Consider the following 21,161-nt stretch of genomic DNA (forward strand, 5'->3'; position numbering starts at 1 on the left):
ATCTGTGCATGAAACTCACGCGTCTACGTCTTCACGGTTTCAAGACGTTCGTCGAACCGACTGATTTCGTGATCGAACCCGGCCTCACCGGCGTCGTCGGTCCGAACGGCTGCGGCAAGTCGAATCTGGTCGAGGCGCTGCGCTGGGCGATGGGTGAGACCTCGCACAAATCGCTGCGCGCCGCCGACATGGACGCGGTGATCTTCTCCGGCTCGAACACCCGGCCGTCGCGCAACCATGCCGAAGTGGTGATGACGATCGACAACAGCGATCGCACCGCGCCGGCTGCCGTGAACGACCGCGACATTCTCGAGATCTCGCGCCGCATCGAGCGCGAGGCCGGCTCGGTGTATCGCATCAACGGCCGCGACGTGCGCGCCCGCGACGTGCAGATCCTGTTCGCCGACGCCGCCACCGGCGCGCGTTCGCCGGCGCTGGTCCACCAGGGCAAGATCGGCGAGATCATTCAAGCGAAACCTGAGCAGCGCCGTCGCGTGCTGGAAGACGCCGCCGGCGTCGCCGGCCTGCATGCGCGCCGTCACGAAGCCGAGCTGCGGCTGAAGGCGGCCGAGACCAATCTGCTGCGCGTCGAGGACGTCATCGGCCAGCTCTCCGGCCAGATGGAAGGCCTGCGCAAGCAGGCGCGCCAGGCGATCCGCTACCGCGAAGTCGCCGCCAAGGTGCGCAAGGCCGAGGCGACGCTCTATCATCTGCGCTGGATGGGCGCGCATGCCGACCTCAATGATTCCGCGCATGTGCACGACGTTGCGGTGCGCGAGATGGCGGAGCGGACCCGCGAGCAGGCAGAATCGGCCCGCATCCAGGCGATCCGCTCGTCGCATCTGCCGGCGCTGCGCGAGGCCGAGGCCCGCGCCGCCGCGACCATGCAGCGGCTGAAGAATGCCCGCGATCTGCTCGACCGCGAAGAGGTGCGCGCCAAGGAGCGTGCCGGCGAGCTCGACCGCCGATTGATGCAGCTCACAGCTGACGTCTCCCGTGAGCAGCAGCAGAATCAGGATGCCCAGGTCGCGCTGCAACGTCTTGAAACTGAAGACGCGGAGCTGAAGGAAGAGATCAAGGCGCGCGTCGAGATGCGCAGCGGCGTCGACGAGCGCGTCGCCGAGGCCGAGGCGCTGCTGTCCGAGACCGAGCGCCAGTTCACCGAGCTGACGACGCAGCTCGCCGATCTCACCGCCCGCCGCAACCAGCTCGAGGCCAACGTCCGCAGCCACCGCGACCGGCTGGCGCGCCTCGATCAGGACATCGCCAATGTCCGCGCCGACGAGGCGCGGCTGGCGCAGGAGACCGCCCATCTCGGCGATCTCGACACCCTCGCCGCCACGCTCGAAGCCGCCGAAGAGGCCGAGGCCCAGGCCGAAGCCGCGGTGCAGACCAACGAGTCGGCGCAGGCTTCCGCACGGCAGAAGCTCGAAGCCTCGCGTGCTCCGCTGGCTGAGGCCGAGAAGCGCGCACAGCGGCTGGAGACCGAGGCGCGCACCATCTCCAAGATGGTGAACAGCGAGACCAAGAATCTGTGGCCGCCGATCATCGACGGCGTCACCGTGGCCAAGGGCTATGAGAAGGCGCTTGGCGCCGTGCTCGGCGACGATCTCGATGCGCCGGTCGATGCGTCCGCGCCGATGCATTGGACCGTCGCCGGGGCCGAGGTCACCGATCCCGCGCTGCCCGACGGTGTCGAGCCGCTGGCGGCGTACGTCCAGGCGCCGCCGGAGCTGTCGCGCCGCCTCGCCCAGATCGGCGTGGTGTCGCGCGATCGCGGCGCCCAGCTGGTGTCGCAGCTGCGCACCGGCCAGCGGCTGGTGTCGCCGGAAGGCGACGTCTGGCGCTGGGACGGCTTCATCGCCGCCGCGCATGCTCCGACCGGCGCCGCGCGTCGTCTCGCCGAGCGTGCCCGCCTGATCGACATCGAGAGCGAGCTGGAGCAGGCGCGCATCGACGCGACGAACAAGCGCCAGGCGCTGGAAAGCGCCGAGGCCGAGGTGCGGGCTGCTACCGCTGCCGAGAGCGCCGCGCGCGAAGCCTGGCGCGCCGCACAGCGCGAGGTGAACTCCGCTCGTGAGCGCCACGCCAATGCCGAGCGCGAGATCAACCGCCATTCGGCGCGCAAATCAGCGCTGGTCGAAGCCTCGACCCGTCTCGCCCATGACCGCGCCGAGATCGCCGAGCTGCACCAGAATGCGCTGGAGGCAATCGAGGAGCTGCCGGCGACCACCGAAGCCGACGGCCGTCTGGCCGCCGTGCGCGCCGAGATCGAGACCAAGCGCCGCGCCGCAGCGCAGGTGCGCGCCGAGGCGCAGGCACTCGCCCGCGAGGCTGAGCTCGCCGATCGCCGCGTCCAGGCGATCATCAACGAGCGCAACGACTGGTTCAACCGCATCCGCGGCGCCGGCTCGCAGATCGCCACCATCGAGGCGCGCATCGCCGAGGTCCGCGACGAGCGCGCCGAACTCGACAACGCGCCGGAGATCTTCGCGGAGAAGCGCAGCGCGCTGATCGACGAGCTCTCCATCGCGGAAGAAGAGCGCCAGGTCGCCGCCGACGCGCTCGCCGAGGCCGAGACCGCGATGGGCGATACCGACCGCGCCGCCAAGGCCTCGCTCGAAGCACTGTCGAAGTCGCGTGAAGCGGCTGCGCGGGCCGAAGAGCGGCTGGAGAGCGCCAAGCGCCGCGTCGCCGACGTCGAGCGCGAGATCCACGACATGCTCGAATGCGAGCCGTCCGCGGTCGCCGCGATGGCCGAGATCGGCCCGGACACCCAGCTGCCGCCGCTGCACGAGATCGAGGAGAGCCTGGAGAAGCTGCGCCGTGACCGCGAGCGGCTCGGTGCCGTGAACCTGCGCGCCGAGGAGGAGCTCACCGAGGTCGAGGGCTCGCACACCGCGCTGACCACCGAGCGGGACGACCTCGTCGAGGCCATCAAGCGGCTGCGCCAGGGCATCCAGAGCCTCAACAAGGAGGCGCGCGAGCGCCTGCAGTCCTCGTTCGAGACCGTCAACGACCACTTCAAGCGGCTCTTCACCGAGCTGTTCGGCGGCGGCGAGGCCGCGCTGCACCTGATCGAGAGCGACGATCCGCTTGAGGCCGGCCTCGAGATCATCGCCAAGCCGCCGGGCAAGAAGCCGCAGACGCTGTCGCTGCTCTCGGGCGGCGAGCAGGCGCTGACGGCAATGGCGCTGATCTTCGCGGTGTTCCTCACCAACCCGTCCCCGATCTGCGTGCTGGACGAGGTCGACGCGCCGCTCGACGACCACAACGTCGAACGCTTCTGCAACCTGCTGCACGAGATGAAGGGCTCGACCGAGACCCGCTTCATCATCATCACCCACAACCCGATCACCATGGCGCGCATGAACCGGCTGTTCGGCGTCACCATGGCCGAGCGCGGCGTGTCGCAGCTGGTGTCCGTGGCGCTCGACGAGGCCGTGAAGATCCTCGATCAGCAGGTGGCGTGATCGTGCTCCGTCATTCCGGACTGTCGCGACCGCGGCACCCGGAATGACGCACGGAGAGGACGAATGATCTCTCCCGATCTTCCCGCCTCGCTGAAGGCCGCGCTGGAGACCAGGCTGCACGGCCAGTCGCGGCAGGATGCGGCCGTGCGCGCGGCGCGCATCTCGACCACCTACCGCAACGGCGGCAATTCCGGGACGATCACGAGCGAAGCCGACGCGATCGCCTACGCGACCGTGAGGATGCCCGCGACCTACGCGGCGGTGGCTGCAAGCCTCAACGCCGTGATGCAGGCGAGCCCGGACTTCGCCCCGGTCTCGCTGCTCGACGTCGGCGCCGGGCCGGGCACCGCGAGCTTCGCCGCGGTAGAGGCCTTTTCGTCGTTGGCATCGTTCAACGCCGTTGATGCCAATCCCGCCTTGCGAACGCTGGCCCTGACGCTGGCTGAAGACACGATGCGGATCCTTGGTCTCGACTACGTGCTTGGTCCGGCGCGGGCGCAGCTCGATCGTGCCGCAAGCGTTGATCTCGTCATTGCCAGCTACATGATCGGCGAGTTGACGGACCGCGACCGCTCCGCGGTCGTTGATGCGCTGTGGGCGAAGACCAACGATACGCTCTTGATCGTCGAGCCCGGTACGCCGGCCGGCTATCAGCGCATCATCGCCGCGCGCGATCGGCTGATCGCAGCCGGCGCTCAGGTCGCCGCGCCCTGCCCGCATGCGGCGGCGTGTCCGCTGGTGGCTCCGGACTGGTGCCATTTCGTCCAACGGCTGGCGCGGTCGCGGGCGCATCGCGAGTTGAAGGGGGCCGACCTTCCGTTCGAGGACGAGAAGTTCAGCTTCATCGCCTTGACCCGGCAGCCCGCCTCGCATCGACCGGGCGCACGCGTCCTCGCCCCGCCAGTGGTGACCAAGATCGCGGTCACGGCGAAGCTGTGCCAGGCCGACGGGAGTGCGGCCGCCGTCAGCATTCCCCGCCGCGACAAGGCGGCATTCGCCGCGGCCCGGCGCTGGGACTGGGGCGACAGCGTGGAGCGGCCGCCACACCAATAGATACCGCTGCGGTGCAGCATGGTTAACTCCGGGTCGTGCCGGTCTGTCATTTTCGCGACTTCGCGAAACCCGAGAGAAATTCGCGTTTGCTACGGTGAGCTGCAACAGGCGCTGAATGCGCTGCTCACAAGGGAACGCGTGTCGATGTTCAGGACGATGACGATCGCTGCAATGCTGCTCGCTTCGGCAGGAACCGCCTTCGCCGGCGGCCATGGCGGTGAGTCCTCGGCGCCGCCGCCTCCGAAGCAGGAAGGCCCGCCGGCCAAGGCGGTCATCGGCAAGAACGGCCCTGTCCTGACCGACCCGAAGGGCATGACGCTGTACTACACGGAGCGCGATAACACCGGCCGAAATTCGACCTGCGACGGCGAGTGCGCCGAGAAGCGGCCGCCGCTCATCGCGCCCGATAATGCGATTGCCAGCGGCGATTTCACGGTCATCACCCGCAGCGACGGCAAGAAGATGTGGGCCTACCGCTACCGCCCACTCTACACCTCGCAGCTCGATAGCGTCCCCGGCGAGATCAAGGGCGATGACCCCGGGCAGAAGTGGCGCATCGCCCGCCCCTATTGACCCCTGCGCATCCTTGCGTTCGGCGCCCCATCCACCGGGGCGGCCACCGAACGGTCCAGCCGGCTCAGAGCGGCTTGAACGGCCGTCCCTCCTGGCGCGACCAATGCACGCCGGTTCACCCCAGAACCGGCGGCGCTGCTGCGTGTCGGCCGCCTTGTCCTCCCGCCCTCTCCCTCGGAGCCCGTCATGTCCGGCTGGATCGTCCTCGGCATCCTCGTCATTCTCGTGCTGTTCGCCTTCGGCGCCTACAACCGGCTGGTGGCGCTCAGCCAGCGGGTCGGCCAGGCCTTTGCCGACATCGATGTCCAGCTCAAGCTGCGCCACGACCTGATCCCGAACCTCGTCGAGACGGTGAAGGGGTACGCTGCACATGAGCGCGGCACGCTGGACGAGGTCATCAAGGCGCGGAATGCTGCGATTTCGGCCCAGGGACCGGCTCAGGTGTCCGCCGCCGAAGGCCAGCTGTCCGGCGCGCTCGGTCGCCTGATCGCACTCTCCGAGAGCTATCCAGACCTCAAGGCCAACGCCAATTTCCAGCAGCTCGCCGGCGAGCTCTCGGACATCGAGAACAAGATCGCCGCCAGCCGCCGCTTCTTCAACAATGCGGTGCAGGAGTACAATACCGGCATCCAGCAGATGCCCGCGGCGCTGTTCGCCGGCACTTTCGGCTTCACCCGCAAGGAGTTTTTCGATCTCGGCACCAGCCGCGCCGAGGTCGAGGCAGCCCCGAGCGTCAAGTTCTGAGCCTTCGCCCTCGCCGCTGAAGGGCCCGACACCATGGCCGCCTACGGTCTCTACACCCACATCGCATCGAACAAGACCCGTTCGGTGCTGCTGCTCGGCGGCCTGTTCCTGCTGATCTACGTGCTGGTGTTTGCCGGCGCGCTGATCGCGGAGGTGATGATCAACGGCAACGGCAGCGTCGCCTATTACATGAACGCTGCCACCCGCGACCTGATCAAGGCGCTGCCCATTGCCACGCTCGCGGCAGTGGCCTGGATCGTGATCGCCTATTTCTTCCACCAGAAGATGATCGACGCCGTGACCGGCGGCGCCGCGGTCACCCGCCAGGAGCAGCCGCGGCTGTACAATCTGCTCGAAAACCTCTGCATCTCGCGCGGCATCACGATGCCGCAGCTCAAGATCATGGACAGCCCGGCGCTCAACGCCTTCGCGACCGGCCTGAACCCGCGGCAATATTCGGTCACCGTGACCACCGGCCTGCTCGATGCGCTCGACGACCAGGAGATCGAGGCCGTGCTGGGCCACGAGCTCACCCATATCCGCAACGGCGACGTCCAGCTGATGGTGGTCGCCGTCATCATCGCCGGCGTCGTGGGCTTCTTCGGCGAATTGTTCTTCCGCCTGTTCACCAACATGAGCTGGGGCGGCGGCTGGGGCCGCTCGTCCTCCTCTTCGTCCTCCTCCTCCGATTCCGACCGCAAGGGCTCGGGCGGCGGCGCGATCATCGTGGTGATCATCGCCGTCGTCCTGATCGTGCTGGCCTGGCTGCTGTCGCAGGTCGTCAAGCTGGCGCTGTCGCGGACCCGCGAGTTCCTTGCCGACGCCGGTTCGGTCGAGCTGACCAAGAACCCGGACGCCATGATCAGCGCGCTGCGCAAGATCGAGGGCCGCGGCGAGCTGCCCGGCGCGACCTCGGCGGTCATGGAATTGTGCGTCGACAATCCGCGCGAGGGCTTTGCCGATCTGTTCGCCACCCACCCCTCGGTCGATGCCCGCGTCCAGGCGCTGATCAAGTTCGCCGGCGGCCACGATCCTGGCCCGCTGGCGCTGCCTTCGGACCCACAGCCGGAGGAGCCCGAAGCCAACGCCGCAGATGGCTCCGCACCACCGCCGCTGCCGCCGACGGGCCCCTGGGGCAATGCCGATGCCCCGGCCCCGGGGCAAGCGGCTCCCGGAGGACCTTGGACGACGCCTGCGGCAGGTCCGTGGGGGCGGCACTAGCTCCGGCTGCGGTACGATTTGGGTCTCGATCCCGCGCGGCAGGCAATCCTGCTGCCACTCCCTCTCAAGTACCTCCGCGCCAGCCCGAATGTTTGGACCCCAAGCCGTCCGGGTGCTTCGCCTTGGCGTGGCGAAGCCGTAAATTTCCTCTTTTCCGTGCCGCAATGAATTTGAATTCTCCAGCGTTTCTGCCATGTTCGCGCCCAAAGCAGAATGGCAAGCGCCGGCCCCCTGGCCGGCCTCAGGGCTGAAGGACTTTCCATGGCGAAACCGGCAGTGGTTGTGGTGGGCGCGGACAAGGGCGGGGTCGGCAAGACCACGGTGTCGCGGACGTTGCTCGATTATTTCAGCGCCAACAACGTCCCCACCCGCGCCTTCGACACCGAGCATCCGCGCGGCACCCTGAAGCGCTTCCACCCGGAGATTACCGAGATCGTCGACATGAATTCGACGCCGGACCAGATGAAGATCTTCGACACCTTGAGCGCGGTAGCGCCGTCGGTGACCGTGATCGACGTCCGCGCCGGCCTGATGTCGCCGACGCTTGCCGCGTTGCGCGACATCGGCTTCCTCGACGCCGCCCGCTCCGGCCAGATCACCTTCGCGGTGTTCCACATCCTGGGATCGTCGATCGCCTCGCTCGACGAGATCGCCGAGACGGCGAGCTACATGATCGGGGCGAAATACTTCCTGGTGAAGAACTTCATCAACAACACCAGCTTCTTCGAGTGGGACCAGTCGACCTACAACTCCTACTTCCACCGCATCAAGGATGCGACCGAGCTGACCATCCCCAAGCTCAACGAGATGGCGTTCGAGCAGGTCGAGGTGGCGTCGGTGCCGTTCCTCAAATTCGTCGCCAACAAGGGCCCTCACGACGAATCCGCCAACTACTCCTTCGTGCTGCGCGGCTATGTACGGCATTGGCTGGCCAATGTCTGGAGCGAATATGACCGCATCAAGCTCACCGACATCGTCGGCTCGACCAAGGCGGCGGCGCCGCGGCCCGCCGGGGAAAAATAGCGCCTCCGTGAATGATGGGACTTTATCGCGACCGCATTTGACCTGATATAGGCTGGATGCCCGCGACGCCCGTCTACATTGTCTGCTCACCCCGGCCGCAATCCGGGAAGACGCTGCTTGCGCGGGTGCTGGCGGAGTTCCTGCTGCTGAAGAACGGCCAGGTGCAGGCTTTCGACGTCACCCTGCGCGAGCCGTCGCTGCTCGACTTCCTGCCGCAGATCACGGAAACCGCGTCGATCGAGGACACCCTCGGCAAGATCCAGCTGATGGACCGGGTGATCCTCAACGACGGCATCCCCAAGGTGATCGACCTCGGCTACTACTCGTTCGACGAGTTCTTCAAAATGTCCGAACAGATCGGCTTTTTGAAGGAGGCCGCGCGGCGGAGCGTGGTCCCGATCGTTCTCTTCTGCGCCGAGGGCGACCGGGTCTCGATGCGCGCCTATGACACCCTGCGCCGGCAGATTCCGAAGCCCCAGCTGATCGTGGTCGAGAACGACCACGTGCTGCGCGAGGATCTGCCCGAGCTCTACAACCGCAGCAAGCACCTGAAGATCGCCGCCCTGCCGGCGTTCCTGAAAACCTACATCGAGCGCTTCTCGTTCTCCTTCACCAATTATCTGCGCCAGGAGAAGGACCCCTCCACCGAGCTCTACCAGTGGATCCGCCGCAACTATTATTCGCTGCGCGAGATCGAGACCGAGCTGCTGATGCAGCGGTCCTGACCCCGCGCCGGACCCCGCCTCAGTGCCCCTCGAACGCGATCAGCGAGCGGACCGGCACGTCGAGCGCGCGCAGCTTGGCGGCGCCGCCGAGGTCCGGCAGGTCGATGATGAAACAGGCGGCCACCACGGTGGCGCCGATCTGTCGCAGCAGCTTCACCGCGCCCTCGGCCGTGCCGCCGGTCGCGATCAGGTCGTCGACCAGGATCACGCGCTCGCCGGGCTGCACCGCGTCGACATGCATCTCCATCTCGTCGGTGCCGTATTCCAACGCGTAGGACATGCTGACGGTCTTGTGCGGCAGCTTGCCCTTCTTGCGGATCGGCACGAACCCGGCCGAGAGCTGATGCGCGACCGCGCCGCCGAGAATGAAGCCGCGCGCCTCGATGCCCGCGACCTTGTCGATCTTCGACCCTGCCCAGGGATGCACCAGCTCGTCGACGGCGCGGCGGAACGCGCGCGCGTCCGCGAGGAGCGTCGTGATGTCCCGGAACAGGATGCCGGGCTTGGGATAGTCCGGAATGGTGCGGACCGTGTTCTTGATGTCCAGATCGAACGTCATCGTGCTCTCGTTGCCTTGTTTGGCCGTGACCGCGAGGAATTCGTCATGGCGAGCGAAGCGAAGCAATCCAGGAGTTTAAAAAACAAGTCTGGATCGCTTCGTCGCTCACGCTCCTCGCGATGACGGTGACCACCTATTCCCCCGGCTGATTGAGCCGGAACGCATTCTCCACGATCCTCAAACCCACGGCATCGCCGAGCGACATCAGCGATTCCGGATGGAACTGCACGCCGCCGACCGGCAGCGTCTTGTGCTCGATCGCCATCGCCACGCCGTCCTCGGTCGCCGCCGTCACCGTCAGCACCTCCGGCATGCTGTCGCGCTCGACGAACAGCGAATGGTAGCGGCCGATCACGATCTCGTTCGGCAGGCCCTGCATCAAACGGCCGCCGCGCACCTGGACCCGCGAGGGCCGTCCATGCGCGGGCTGCGCGAGCTGGCCGAGCTGGCCGCCAAAATACTCGCCCATCGCCTGCACGCCCAGGCAGACGCCGAAGATCGGCAGCTTCTTCTTAAGCGCCGCATCGATCGTCGCGGAAATCTTGAAATCCTCGGGCCGGCCAGGACCCGGCGACAACACGATGAGATCCCAGCTGCGCTCGGCCAGCATCTTCTGCGCGTGGATGTAACGCACCACGGTGACGTTGGCGCCGACCTGGCGGAAATAATCCGCCAGCATGTGCACGAAGGAATCATCGTGGTCGATCAGCAGCACGTTCTTGCCCGAGCCGGTGGCGTCCGGCGCGGTCGACGACAGCGGCTTCGGCGGATCGCCGCGCAGCGCCTGGAACAGCGCCGCCGCCTTGACCTGGCACTCGCGATCCTCGGCCGCGGGATCGGAATCGAACAGACAGGTGGCGCCGACGCGGACCTCGGCGAGTCCGTCCTTCATCCGAATGGTGCGGATGGTGAGACCGGTATTGATCGAGCCGTCGAAATTGACCGCGCCGATCGCGCCGGCGTACCAGCGCCGCGGCGAGCGCTCATTGTCCTCGACGAACTGCATCGCCCACAGCTTTGGCGCGCCGGTGACGGTGACCGCCCAGGCGTGAGTCAGGAACGCGTCGAGTGCGTCGAAGCCCGGCCGCAGCATGCCCTCGACGTGGTCGACGGTGTGGAACAGCTTTGAGTAGGTCTCGATCTGCCGGCGCGCCAGCACCTTGATGGTGCCGGGCACGCAGATGCGCGCCTTGTCGTTGCGATCGACGTCGGTACACATGTTGAGCTCGAACTCGTCCTTCTCCGAGTTCAGGAGCTGGCGGATCTGCTCGGCATCGCCGATGGCATCGCGGCCGCGCGCGATGGTGCCGGAGATCGGACAGGTCTCGACGCGGCGGCCGTCGGAGCGCACGAACATCTCCGGCGAGGCCGAGACGAGAAACTCGCCGTCGCCGAGATTCATCAGCGCGCCATAGGGCGACGGGTTGATGCGGCAGAGACGCTGGAACACTTCGGCCGGCGAGCGCTCGCAGGGCTCGGCGAACAACTGGCCGGGCACCGCCTCGAACAGGTCGCCGCGGGCGAACGCCGCGCGCGCCTTCTCGACCGTCGCCTGGTACTCGCCGGGGGCGTGATCGGCAAAACCCTGGCGCGGCTCCTTCAGGTAGACGCTGGCGTCGGTGTCGCGCGGCAGGCCCGCGGTCGACTGGCCGTTCCAGGAAAAATCATAAGAAAGAACGACGCCGCGGCCGGTGGCGCGGTCATAGGCCAGGAGGCGATCCGGCACGTACAGCACGATGTCGCGCTGGTCGTTCTCGCGCGCGCGCTTCTGCACGAGATCCTCGATCTGGAACACGAGGTCGTAGGCGAAGGCGCCGAACAGGCCGAGCAGCGGGTCGTCATTGGCCGAGAGTGCGGCGATCATTGCCCGCACCAGCGACATCACGCTGGCGCGCCGCGTGCGCTGGTCCTCCTCGACCGGCGCGGGGCCGCGGACGATGTGACCGGCGAGCCGCGCCGGCGAGGCCGCGGTGATGACCACACAAGGCTCGCGCAGCGTGTCCTTCAGGAACGCGATCAGCACCTCGCCGCGCTTGTTGAGCGCCTGCAGGGTGAAGTCGACGCCCTTGGTCTCCAGCACCAGCGGCGGATCGGCAAAACCGAGGTCGAAGCTCTCGTACCGTCCGGGCACGGTGGTGCCGGAGGACAGCACCACGCCGCGGCGGCGGTCGAGCAGGTCGATCAGATCGTCGAGCCGGCTGGCGCCGCCGGAAAACTGCTCGACGGCGCGCGTGATCGCGAGACCGCTGGACGTGCGGTACTCGCTGCGGGCCGGAAGGGTGAAAACGGTCCTGTTCATGGGGTCCTCTTGGGCGTCCTCTTACGGAATTTGCCGAGGAAACGCCACACAGGACCAACCGGAAGCCGCCGCTGCGTGGCGGCCCCTCTGCGATCTCATGTCAAACAAATCGCACCGGCCACCTTTTACAAGGTGCGCCACCAGAGACGGGCTGGGCGGACAACGGTGCTCATGGGGCGGAAATGACCACGGGCCGCGGCTGCGGTCAAGGGCGGCCGGGACACAGGGAGGTGTCCGATACGTCAGTGGATCAGCAGAAGCTCCGCGAAATGGCTGCCCAATACAGCGCCCTCGCCCCTTGTGGGAGAGGGCATGCACGGCCCATGCGCGAACGCGGTTGGGTGAGGGGTATCTCTCCGGGAGTGGCGCTTGCAGACGCATACCCCTCACCCAACCGCGTTTGCCGCTCTGTCCTACATGCCCTCTCCCACAAGGGGCGAGGGCGCAATAACGACCAGCGGCGAGCCGAAGGCGAGATCGCGGGACGGTATGACCATCAAACATGGAAAAGCATTCTCGCGACACGATCTGCCCGAGTCATGATCATCATTCCCGCCCTCCTCAAGTCGAGGGCGCAGGGAAGGCCGGACCTCGACTGAGGCCCGTGGCCCGCCTGCAGCAAAAAAAGCAGGCGGCAGTCACCACAGGTTCAGCCGGAAGACCGGCCCTCCCTGCGCGATGGCTTACGGCTTATACACACTCTCCCCGGGGACCGGGCTGTCTTGCCCCCGTGACCGGCGGATCATCATCACCACCAGCGTAGCCTCAGCGTCGGGAGGCCAGGACCATGCGACTTCGCCGTGCGCCTCCCGCCGTTCGTCCGCACGACCAAAGCCATGCTGCGACGTGACGCGCCCACCGCATCTCCACCCCGCGTGTCATGACGATCGCGATACGCCCCTCGTGCCGGGGTGGGACGCGCGAATAGAAACATGATTTCTGAAAAAAAGAAAGAAGAATATTTTTCGCGATGAGACTGGACAACCCAAATCAGCTTGAGCCGGCTGATGAATTTGACCTGCCGACGCATTCTCCAAAGATGAGTTGATTGGAGCCTTCGATGGACATCGCGCCTACATCGCAGCACGAAGTTCAGCGCGAGCTGCTTGTAGCGCCGCGATAACCCGATCGAGTTCTTCGGCCTCCATAAAGGCCTCGATCTCTCCGTTCGTCCTCAACGACAGCACCAATCCAACGACGCGAACCAGAACGAATGCGTCAACCCCTGACTCCTTGTCTATGAACGTGATCGGCTCGATGGCCATGCGTGACTCCAGGATGCTGATAAGCTGACATGCCGGCAATATCGGCGAGTCGCTTTGTTCGACATGCCCCCGCAACGGCTGTGGAGCAAGAGGCCGGGTTCAAAACGTGCGAAGCCGAGTGCTCGCGCAGCGCTAGTCTAAAGAAGCGCCAGCGCGGCCTGTTTCAGATGCGCCGCAATCGCGTCGCGGGCGTCGCGTGAGGCGACGCTGCGCGCCATGGTCACGCCGCCCGAGAGCAGCGCCATCAGCGACCAGGCCTTTTGCATCCGGATATCGTCGGTGGATCCCTGCAGCCCTTCCGCCAACTGCCGGGCGACGCGTTCAAGGGCGGCGCCGTAGCTGGTCCTGATGGCCTCGCTGGCGCGCGTGACGTCCGGGGTCAGGCTCTGCAGGCCGCAGCTCGCATCCAGCGCGCAAGTGAGGCGCTCACCGAGGTAGAAGGCGATGAACGTCTCGGCCCAGCGGGCGCCCTGCTCCGCCTGAAGCGCTGCGATGCCCGCTCTGAGGTCCTCGAGCCCGGCCAATGCAGCCGTTTCGAACGCGGCGTCCTTCGACTTGAAATGACCGTAGAACGCACCGGAGGTGACGCCGGCCTCCTTGGCCAGGCCATCGACGCCGATCCCGCCATAGCCAAGCCGGCGAAATCCGCGGCCTGCGGCTTCCAGCAGCTTCGCCTTTGCTTCCTGTCTGTGTTCGGCCTGGTACCGCATCTGGCGCCTTTCATAGCGATCGTTATTTCATGATTGACTCATAACGATCGTTATTCTATTAAACATCACGGTCGTTATATAATGGCCAACGTTCCCCAGACAACCGCCTCTGAGCGAGCACAGGAGGACTTAATGCCGATCACCCTCACCCTGACCGAAGGCGTCATTGCTGCCGACAAGGCGCCGATCGCGGTCGCGCGGATCACCGATGCCTTTCTGAGGCACCATGGTCTGGCTGGAAACAGCGTCATGACGCCGAATGTCACGACCCATCTGAACATCCTGCCGAAGGGCCGGACCTTCGCCGGCGGCAAGCCGGTCGACGGCGCCTGGATCGAGACCAAGACGCCCTCGTTTGCGCTGGCCAGCCAGGAGGTGCAGACGGCGTTCTTCGGCGAAGCCACCGACATCCTGCATGACCTCTCTGGCGGCACCCTGGCCAGAGAGCGGATCTGGTCGAATGGCGTGCATGCGGTCGACGGCACCTGGAATCTCGACGGCAGACCGCTGACCAACGCCGCGCTGGCGGGCGCCATCGCCACAGGCTGACATTGAGGCAGACGGCGAGGCCCCTGCCACAACTGCGTTCGGTGAACGTCCAAGCACCTTACCCGGCGCGGAGTGCCGAACGGGCGCGCTGAAGAGCGGCGATCAGCTGATCAAGCTCATCCGCTTGCATCAGGACTTCGAGGTCTCCGCTCCGACGCAGTGACAGCGCCAGGCCCACGGCGCCGCCGACGACGCGCACCAGCACACAGGCGTCGTCACCAGACGACTGGTCTACGAACGTGATCGGGTCAATCGTCATACGGAATCCAGGGCAGCTGATAGATAACGTCAGCAGATATCAAACCGTCGTGAGCGTTGCCACTCCGCCAGGATGACGGTGCGCTCCCCTCCCCCTTGCGGGGAGGGGTCGGGGGTGGGGGTCCGCGGGCGTTGTGGTTGATTTGGGCACGCACGCCGCTCTGCACAGACGATGGCGGGAAGGCGACGATGTCATGCCAGGGAATGCGACGTCATCACATGCAGCAGGACTCGTGGACCCCCACCCCCGACCCCTCCCCGCAAGGGGGAGGGGCACACACCGAGACTGGAGCGAGAGATTGCGCCGAACTTAGAGCGTGCTCCTCGTCCGGCGCATGCATCACTTCTCTTACGCCAGCTTGCTCAGCCCCCAGCTCCCTGAACTTCTGTTCCGTCGCCATCAAGACTGGACAGGCCAAATCAGCTTGAGACGGCTTGCTATTTTCGGCGCGGCGCGCGTCCGCCAAACTCACACGCCCCGCACATCGTCTCTATCAGCCGGCAACCGCAACTCGCTGCGATGCATATCGAGCACGTCGCCACGACATTGCAGGCGCCCCACTGCGACGAGCGCGCGGACACGCGCGAACAACTCGATATCACCCACCTGTCTCCCGTCGGTGCAAGTTTCGCAGAGCGCCTCGCCGATGATCCTCGCCGTCTTTTTCCATTCGACGGTGGCGCAGGACAGCAGCACGGGATCAAAATGCGAGATCGGGGCCGAGACGAGTTCGCCGTCGCGGAGAATCCGGAACGGCGCTTTCTCCGCCCTAAGGCGCGCCCAATGGCCGCGGAAGGCGTCGCGCATGTCCGCTGACAGGTCCTGCCGAAAATTCCAGAATTGATGATCGCCAATGATGGAGGAGTTCAGCACGGCCAGGCTGCGCACCTGGCGGAGGTTGGACGCGCCAGGGTTCCCTACCCTCGCCAACGCGTCCGTGAGATCAACGATCTCGATCGGCTCATCGCCAAGCCGCCACAGGAGCTCAAGAAAACCAGCATATTCCTGGGCCGACCGCCGCGAGAGCCAAGCGACCTTGCGGTGGGTGCGCGAGAGCGCCTCGTCCCAGAACGTTGTCGCCTGGCCGCCGACCTCGTCCCAACCGGAGACTTCAAATTCCTGGTCCACCCAGGCAGTTCGCAACGCCGGATCGGGCGGATCAATCGGGCCAAAGCTCAGGCTGTCGCCAAGACCGATAACGCGATCGTTGCGGCCGGCTTGCTGGAGCGCAGCGCGCAACGTGCCGGCGGCGGACATGTTGAAGACGAGATGGAGGAACGAGCCGGACATCGCGAACCTACCTTGCATAGCCGCGCCTCGTCCCTGACCGGCGCTGTAACGGAGCCTTTTCGCTCGCCACCGATCGCTGACTGAACTTGCTGCATCGCACCGATAACACTATCGAGCTCTGCAGTCTTCATGACGCAGTAAGTGACGGCGCGTCAGCCTCCCCGCTTCACCAATCCCAGCTCCTTAAACCTCTGCTCCGTTGCGACAACCGCGTTCTCGTAGACCTCGCCGCGCTCGACGAAGTAGTTGAAGTAGCCGGCCGGCGTCTCCGGCTGGATTTCGACCAGCTCGACGGGCTTGTATTTCGGGTCAGTGATGACCTTCGCCTCGATCAAATCGTTGATGCGCTTGAGCGCATCGACCTCGGCCTTGTAGCCGACCGAGAACCACATCTCAGTGGTCCAGTCCTGCACCTCGAACCAGTTCTGCGGCGCATGGCCTTGCCAACCATTGGCGAGCGGGCGGACGGCGAAGATGCGGTCGAAGCCGTGCAGCTCGGAGATGATGCTGGCGCGGTGATAGGCGCCATCCATCTGCCCGCCCGGGAGTTTGGTGAAGCCATACAGCGACAGCCATAGCGCGGCCTCGATCGCCTCGGGGGTGATCGGGCGGATGGCGCGCTCGGCGCTGACGTCGGAGGCGTAGCGCAGGTCGCGCTTCGCGGCGGAGCGCTGCGCCTTGGCGGCGTGGGCATTCGGAATCGACTTCTCCGGCGGCAGCAGCGCCCGCGCCGCATCGTTGCCGTAGAGGCAGCCGGTGCCGGCCTCGGGATCATAGGTGTTGAAGACGACGCCAATCGGCGTCGCGTTCAGGGTGTCGGCGGCGCGCTTGAAGTCGGCTTCGCTGCGCACCGGCACGTATTGCTGCGCCGGCAGCAGCCGGTCAGCGATGACGTTGAACGGCCCGTCGCGCCAGTCCGGCCAGGAGGCGAAGCGCGCCAGCGCTTCCGCAAAGGCCGGCCTGAACACGCCGGGATAACCGAACATGACGGTCCGCAGCTGCGATGCCGGATCCTCCGGACGGCTCGAGGAGATCAATTGGTCGCGCAGATCGAGGCCCTGCAGCCAGGCCGACAGGACCAGGATCTGGCCGGATGTGGCGGTGATGAGGTCGGGAGCGACGCCCCAGGCCCGGGCGGTATCGAGGAAGCCGGCGCCATGGGCGTTCAGGCCGCCCAGCCCGGCCAGCGCAAAGGCGATACGCACGGCTCGCTCCATCAGCAGAGGATCGGCACACGCTACCTCAGATTGTTTCGGCAACGCAAACAAAGAGCACGCGGTCCTATTCGACCATCGAACGGAAACGCCCGGACGCGCCCGTGATCGGCGCTCAAAGACCCGCAATTCAACGGTGATTCGCGGGCATAAGCGGAGCTCCGACGGCTGCGGAGCTGCATCCGCTGGCTGTGATCAGGGCCACAACCTCATGTTGCGCGCGTGCACCACTCCTACTTACCTACCGCCGGTTGTCGTATTCTCAAAAAGTTACATAACTCGGCCGGGCGCGAGGGCAACACTGTTGTCTCCTTGCCATAGTGTAGGCAATGATTGGTTAACCATATTGAATTACCTTGGTTAACATGGCTCGCGGCAAACAGCCTCCCGTGTCGCATGCGCTCCCGAAGCAGCAGACGCTGCTCGATTGCTTCCTCGAAGCGCAGGCGAAAAGGACGAAGCGTCGGCGGCGCTCCGCCGACGAGACGACCCGTGCGGCCTCTGCAGACCGGGCCGACGGTGGTTCGGTGAGCGACGAGGTCGATCCCCTGCCGACGGACGCCGAGACCGCCCGCGCGGGTTGATCCCCGCGCGATCGATCGTTCGGTGCAGCCCTCAGATCACCCGAGATGCTTGTGGAAGAACGCTGTGGCGCGGCCCCAGGCCAGTTCGGCGGCGGCGCGATCGTGCACGGTCATGCGCTGCTCGTTCACGAAGGCATGCTCGGCGTCGTAGCGATACAGCTCGAGCGACTTGCCCGCCGCCTGCATCGCCTTCTCAAAGCCGTCGACCAGCGCCGGCGTGCACCAATCGTCGGTGTTGGCGAAGTGGGCCTGCAGCGGGATCCTGACGTCGGCGGGCTTCGCTGCCTGCTCCGGCGGGATGCCGTAGAACACGACGCCGGCCGCGAGCTCATCGATCTTGGTGGCGCCGATGATCGTCACCGCGCCGCCGAGGCAGAAACCGGTCAGCCCGACCTTGGCGCCATTGCGCGCCAGATATTGCGCGGCGCCGCGCACGGTTTGCGTGGTCGCATCCATGAAATCGAGCGAGTTCATCTCGCGCCCGGCGGCATCCGTGTCGTGATACGGCACCACCACCCCCTTGTAGAGGTCCGGCGCCAGCGCGTTGAAGCCGGCCAGCGCGAAGCGGTCGGCCATGCCCTTGATCTGGTCCTGCAGGCCCCACCATTCCTGGATGACGACAACGCCGGGCGCATCGGCGCGCGCCGCCTTGGCGAGATAGCCCTTGGCCTCCTGGCCGTCGGGACGCTTGAAGCTGATCAATGTGCCCATGATGATCCTCCGCAGTTTCTGATTGGGGTTGGGATCGCGGTTTAGCGCAAATGGGCGTTCGACGCGACGGCAGGCCACCTGCTTTCGCTCGAACGTGAGCGGTCATCCAGGCCGCGCGTTACACCGGCATGGCGCGCGGCGCGAACAGGATGACGGCCATGCCGGCGATGCAGATCATGGCGCCGGCGATATCCCAGAGATCGGGGTGACGGCCTTCGACCAGCCAGCCCCATGTGAGCGCTACGACGATGTAGATGCCGCCATAGGCGGCATAGGCGCGGCCGGCGAGCGGGCTGTCTACGACGGTAAGCAGCGCGGCGAAGCCAGCCAGCGCGGCGATGCCCGGCGCCAGCCACAGCGGCGACTGTCCCAGTCGCAGCCACGCCCAGAACGCGAAGCAGCCGCCGATCTCGAGGACGGCGGCGCCGGCGAAGGCGAGGAGTGAGGGCATGGGGCGGCTCCGTTGTCTCGCAAGTGTTGCTATGGCACGAGAGCTTCGATGGCGTCCCGTTGTTGGCCACACGTCCCGCGGCTCGCTCGGTGCACCTCGCCCCGCTTGCGGGGAGAGGTCGGATTGCATCGAAGATGCAATCCGGGTGAGGGGGTACAGGTCTATCCGCGCACAAGTCTGGCGCGTCTGCCACTGACTCGGAGCTCTCATCACGCGCACTGCCCGTGTGGCTGCCCCTCACCCCGCCCCTCTCCCCGTAAGGACGGGGAGAGGGAGTAGACCGCTCGCGCTGAGCCAGTTCGAGTCCAACGGACAGAAGCCAACAAAAAAGCCCCCGGCGGGGGCTTTTTCAATCTCATGCTGTGATCACACCGCTCAGTGCGCGGCGGCCCAGACGCGCTTTTTGGTGAAGTACATCAGGCCGGCGAAGATGATCAGGAAGACGAAGACCTGGTAGCCGAGACGCTTGCGGGCTTCCATGTGCGGCTCGGCGGTCCACATCAGGAAGGTCGACACGTCGTGAGCGTACTGCGCGACCGTCGTCGGCGAGCCGTCGTCGAAGGTGACCTGGCCGTCGGAAAGCGGCTTCGGCATCTTGATCGCGTTGCCGGGGAAGTACTTGTTGTAATACGAGCCGTCCGGAATGGTGACGCCGTGCGGCGGGGTGTCCTCATAGCCCTGCAGCAGGGCGTTGACGTAGTTCGGGCCCTGCTCCTGGAACTGGGTGAAGAAGTCGATCAGGAACCAGGGGAAGCCGCGCTTGTAGGAGCGGGCCTTGGCGATCAGCGACAGGTCCGGCGGAGCCGCGCCGCCATTGGCCGAGCGCGCCGCCTGCTCGTTCGGGAACGGCGCCGGGAAGTAGTCGGCCGGGCGGCCCGGACGCTCGAACATCTCGCCGGCATCGTTCGGGCCGTCCTTGATCTTGTACTCGGACGCAAACGCCGCCGCCTGGGCCACCGAGTAGCCGGGACCGCCGGGCTCGGCGAGGTTGCGGAACGCCACGTAGTTCAGCGAGTGGCAGTTCGAGCAGACTTCCTTGTAGATCTTCAGGCCGCGCTGCACGGCGCCGCGGTCGAACTTGCCGAACGGGCCGGCGAACGACCACTTGGCCGACGGCGGCATCTCGGTGCCCTCGTTGGCCCGGGCGTCGCCGACACTGCCGAACAGCAGGGACGCGGCTGCGACCAGGGCGATGGCGCCGCTGGCTACCACCTTGCCGGACTTGGCCAGCACGTCGTCGGCGATCGAGTTCGGCAGCGGACGCGGCGTCTCGATGCGGGCGAGCAGCGGCAGCACGATCAGGAAGTAGGCGAAGTACAGCACCGTCAGGATGCGCCCGAGCACGACGTAGACGCCTTCCGGCGGCTGCGCGCCGAGATAGCCGAGGCCGATGCAGACCACGACGAAGATCCAGAAGAACTGCTTGCCGAGCGGACGGTACTTGTTCGAACGGGTCTTGGCAGCGTCGAGCCAGGGCAGGAACACCAGCACGATGATCGCCGCAAACATCGCCACGACGCCGGCCAGCTTGTTGGGGATCGAGCGCAGGATGGCGTAGAACGGCAGGTAGTACCATTCCGGCACGATGTGCGCCGGCGTCACCGCCGGGTTGGCCGGGATGTAGTTGTCGGCCTCGCCGAGATAGTTCGGCATATAGAAGATGAACCAGGAATAGAAGATCAGGAAGCAGGTGACGCCGAAGAAGTCCTTGATCGTCGCATACGGCGTGAACGGCACCATGTCCTTTTCGGTCTTGGGCTCGACTCCGGCCGGGTTGTTCTGACCGGCGACGTGCAGCGCCCAGACGTGCAGCACGACCACGCCGGCGATCAGGAACGGCAGCAAATAGTGGAGCGCAAAGAAACGGTTCAGCGTGGGGTTACCGACGGAGTAGCCGCCCCACAGCAGGGTCACGATGCTCTCGCCGAAATACGGCACGGCCGAGAACAGGTTGGTGATGACGGTGGCGCCCCAGAAGCTCATCTGGCCCCACGGCAGCACGTAACCCATGAAGCCCGTGGCCATCATCAGCAGGTAGATGATGACGCCGAGGATCCAGAGCACCTCGCGCGGCGCCTTGTATGACCCGTAATAGAGGCCGCGGAACATGTGGATGTAGACGGCGAGGAAGAACATCGACGCGCCGCAGGCGTGCATGTTGCGCAGCAGCCAGCCGTAGTTCACGTCGCGGACGATCAGCTCGACCGACTTGAAGGCGAGGTCGGCGTGCGGCGTGTAATGCATCGCCAGGATGACGCCGGTGACGATCTGCACGCCAAGCATCATCGAGAGGATGGCGCCGAAGGTCCACCAGTAGTTCAGGTTGCGCGGCGTCGGATAGGCAACGAAGGACGAGTGGACCAGGCCGATGATGGGGAGTCGCTGCTCGAGCCACTGCAAGGCGGGGTGGCTCGGCTGGTAGGTAGAAGGTCCACTCATGATGCGTTCCTGAAAGAAT

Annotated in this window: 19 protein-coding genes; 9 read left to right on the plus strand and 10 right to left on the minus strand. The window is 65.9% G+C overall.

From position 1 onward, the window contains the following. The first annotated feature begins 8 nt into the window (after positions 1-8). From smc to ACQR1I_RS28010, 7 genes are all read left to right on the plus strand, one after another. Positions 9-3,473, plus strand: a complete 3,465-nt coding sequence (smc, locus tag ACQR1I_RS27980; protein ID WP_434868545.1) for a chromosome segregation protein SMC — start codon at positions 9-11, stop codon at positions 3,471-3,473. Positions 3,474-3,536: 63 nt separating this feature from the next. Next, positions 3,537-4,526 (plus strand): small ribosomal subunit Rsm22 family protein, encoded by a 990-nt coding sequence (locus ACQR1I_RS27985; protein WP_434868546.1) that lies wholly within the window; start codon positions 3,537-3,539, stop codon positions 4,524-4,526. A gap of 144 nt (positions 4,527-4,670) precedes the next feature. Further along, positions 4,671-5,099, plus strand: coding sequence for a COG4315 family predicted lipoprotein (locus ACQR1I_RS27990; RefSeq protein WP_434868547.1), 429 nt, complete (start codon positions 4,671-4,673; stop codon positions 5,097-5,099). Between the two features lie 186 nt (positions 5,100-5,285). Next, positions 5,286-5,843 (plus strand): LemA family protein, encoded by a 558-nt coding sequence (locus tag ACQR1I_RS27995; RefSeq protein WP_434868548.1) that lies wholly within the window; start codon positions 5,286-5,288, stop codon positions 5,841-5,843. Between the two features lie 33 nt (positions 5,844-5,876). After that, positions 5,877-7,064 (plus strand): M48 family metallopeptidase, encoded by a 1,188-nt coding sequence (locus ACQR1I_RS28000; RefSeq protein WP_434868549.1) that lies wholly within the window; start codon positions 5,877-5,879, stop codon positions 7,062-7,064. 261 nt (positions 7,065-7,325) lie between these two features. Further along, positions 7,326-8,087, plus strand: a complete 762-nt coding sequence (locus ACQR1I_RS28005) for a hypothetical protein (protein ID WP_434868550.1) — start codon at positions 7,326-7,328, stop codon at positions 8,085-8,087. A gap of 56 nt (positions 8,088-8,143) precedes the next feature. Next, positions 8,144-8,812 (plus strand): hypothetical protein, encoded by a 669-nt coding sequence (locus tag ACQR1I_RS28010; RefSeq protein ID WP_434868551.1) that lies wholly within the window; start codon positions 8,144-8,146, stop codon positions 8,810-8,812. 19 nt (positions 8,813-8,831) lie between these two features. Here ACQR1I_RS28010 and ACQR1I_RS28015 read toward each other — a convergent pair whose 3' ends face one another. From ACQR1I_RS28015 to ACQR1I_RS28030, 4 genes are all read right to left on the minus strand, one after another. Then, complete coding sequence (locus tag ACQR1I_RS28015) at positions 8,832-9,371, minus strand: adenine phosphoribosyltransferase (protein ID WP_434868552.1); 540 nt, start codon at positions 9,369-9,371, stop codon at positions 8,832-8,834. A gap of 133 nt (positions 9,372-9,504) precedes the next feature. Beyond that, positions 9,505-11,670, minus strand: coding sequence for an anthranilate synthase component I (locus tag ACQR1I_RS28020; RefSeq protein ID WP_434868553.1), 2,166 nt, complete (start codon positions 11,668-11,670; stop codon positions 9,505-9,507). Positions 11,671-12,743: 1,073 nt separating this feature from the next. Beyond that, a complete protein-coding gene (locus tag ACQR1I_RS28025) occupies positions 12,744-12,935 on the minus strand; it encodes a hypothetical protein (protein ID WP_434868554.1) in 192 nt (63 codons plus the stop codon). A gap of 137 nt (positions 12,936-13,072) precedes the next feature. Then, on the minus strand, positions 13,073-13,645 hold the full coding sequence (locus ACQR1I_RS28030) for a TetR/AcrR family transcriptional regulator (RefSeq protein WP_434868555.1): 573 nt from the start codon (positions 13,643-13,645) through the stop codon (positions 13,073-13,075). 132 nt (positions 13,646-13,777) lie between these two features. Here ACQR1I_RS28030 and ACQR1I_RS28035 point away from each other — a divergent pair, with 132 nt between their 5' ends. Then, positions 13,778-14,194 (plus strand): 4-oxalocrotonate tautomerase, encoded by a 417-nt coding sequence (locus ACQR1I_RS28035; RefSeq protein WP_434868556.1) that lies wholly within the window; start codon positions 13,778-13,780, stop codon positions 14,192-14,194. Positions 14,195-14,252: 58 nt separating this feature from the next. Here the strand turns inward: ACQR1I_RS28035 and ACQR1I_RS28040 are convergent, their stop codons facing one another. The 3 genes from ACQR1I_RS28040 to ACQR1I_RS28050 form a co-directional block, all read right to left on the minus strand. Beyond that, positions 14,253-14,453: a hypothetical protein gene (locus ACQR1I_RS28040; protein WP_434868557.1), complete on the minus strand. Its 201-nt coding sequence runs from the start codon at positions 14,451-14,453 to the stop codon at positions 14,253-14,255. 468 nt (positions 14,454-14,921) lie between these two features. Then, on the minus strand, positions 14,922-15,743 hold the full coding sequence (locus ACQR1I_RS28045; RefSeq protein WP_434868558.1) for a DUF3658 domain-containing protein: 822 nt from the start codon (positions 15,741-15,743) through the stop codon (positions 14,922-14,924). 152 nt (positions 15,744-15,895) lie between these two features. After that, positions 15,896-16,948 (minus strand): hypothetical protein, encoded by a 1,053-nt coding sequence (locus ACQR1I_RS28050; RefSeq protein WP_434868559.1) that lies wholly within the window; start codon positions 16,946-16,948, stop codon positions 15,896-15,898. Between the two features lie 398 nt (positions 16,949-17,346). Between ACQR1I_RS28050 and ACQR1I_RS28055 the strand changes: the two genes are divergently transcribed. Next, on the plus strand, positions 17,347-17,541 hold the full coding sequence (locus ACQR1I_RS28055) for a hypothetical protein (RefSeq protein WP_434868560.1): 195 nt from the start codon (positions 17,347-17,349) through the stop codon (positions 17,539-17,541). Between the two features lie 36 nt (positions 17,542-17,577). Here ACQR1I_RS28055 and ACQR1I_RS28060 read toward each other — a convergent pair whose 3' ends face one another. The 3 genes from ACQR1I_RS28060 to ACQR1I_RS28070 form a co-directional block, all read right to left on the minus strand. After that, the gene (locus ACQR1I_RS28060; protein ID WP_434868561.1) at positions 17,578-18,252 is read right to left on the minus strand and encodes a dienelactone hydrolase family protein; all 675 of its coding nucleotides are present in this window, start codon (positions 18,250-18,252) and stop codon (positions 17,578-17,580) included. Between the two features lie 118 nt (positions 18,253-18,370). After that, positions 18,371-18,703, minus strand: coding sequence for a YnfA family protein (locus tag ACQR1I_RS28065; protein WP_434868562.1), 333 nt, complete (start codon positions 18,701-18,703; stop codon positions 18,371-18,373). A 375-nt stretch (positions 18,704-19,078) separates the two neighbouring features. Next, complete coding sequence (locus ACQR1I_RS28070) at positions 19,079-21,142, minus strand: cytochrome c1 (RefSeq protein ID WP_434868563.1); 2,064 nt, start codon at positions 21,140-21,142, stop codon at positions 19,079-19,081. Positions 21,143-21,161: the final 19 nt, after the last annotated feature.

This window comes from Bradyrhizobium sp. HKCCYLS2038 (assembly GCF_051167655.1).
GTDB lineage: Bacteria > Pseudomonadota > Alphaproteobacteria > Rhizobiales > Xanthobacteraceae > Bradyrhizobium.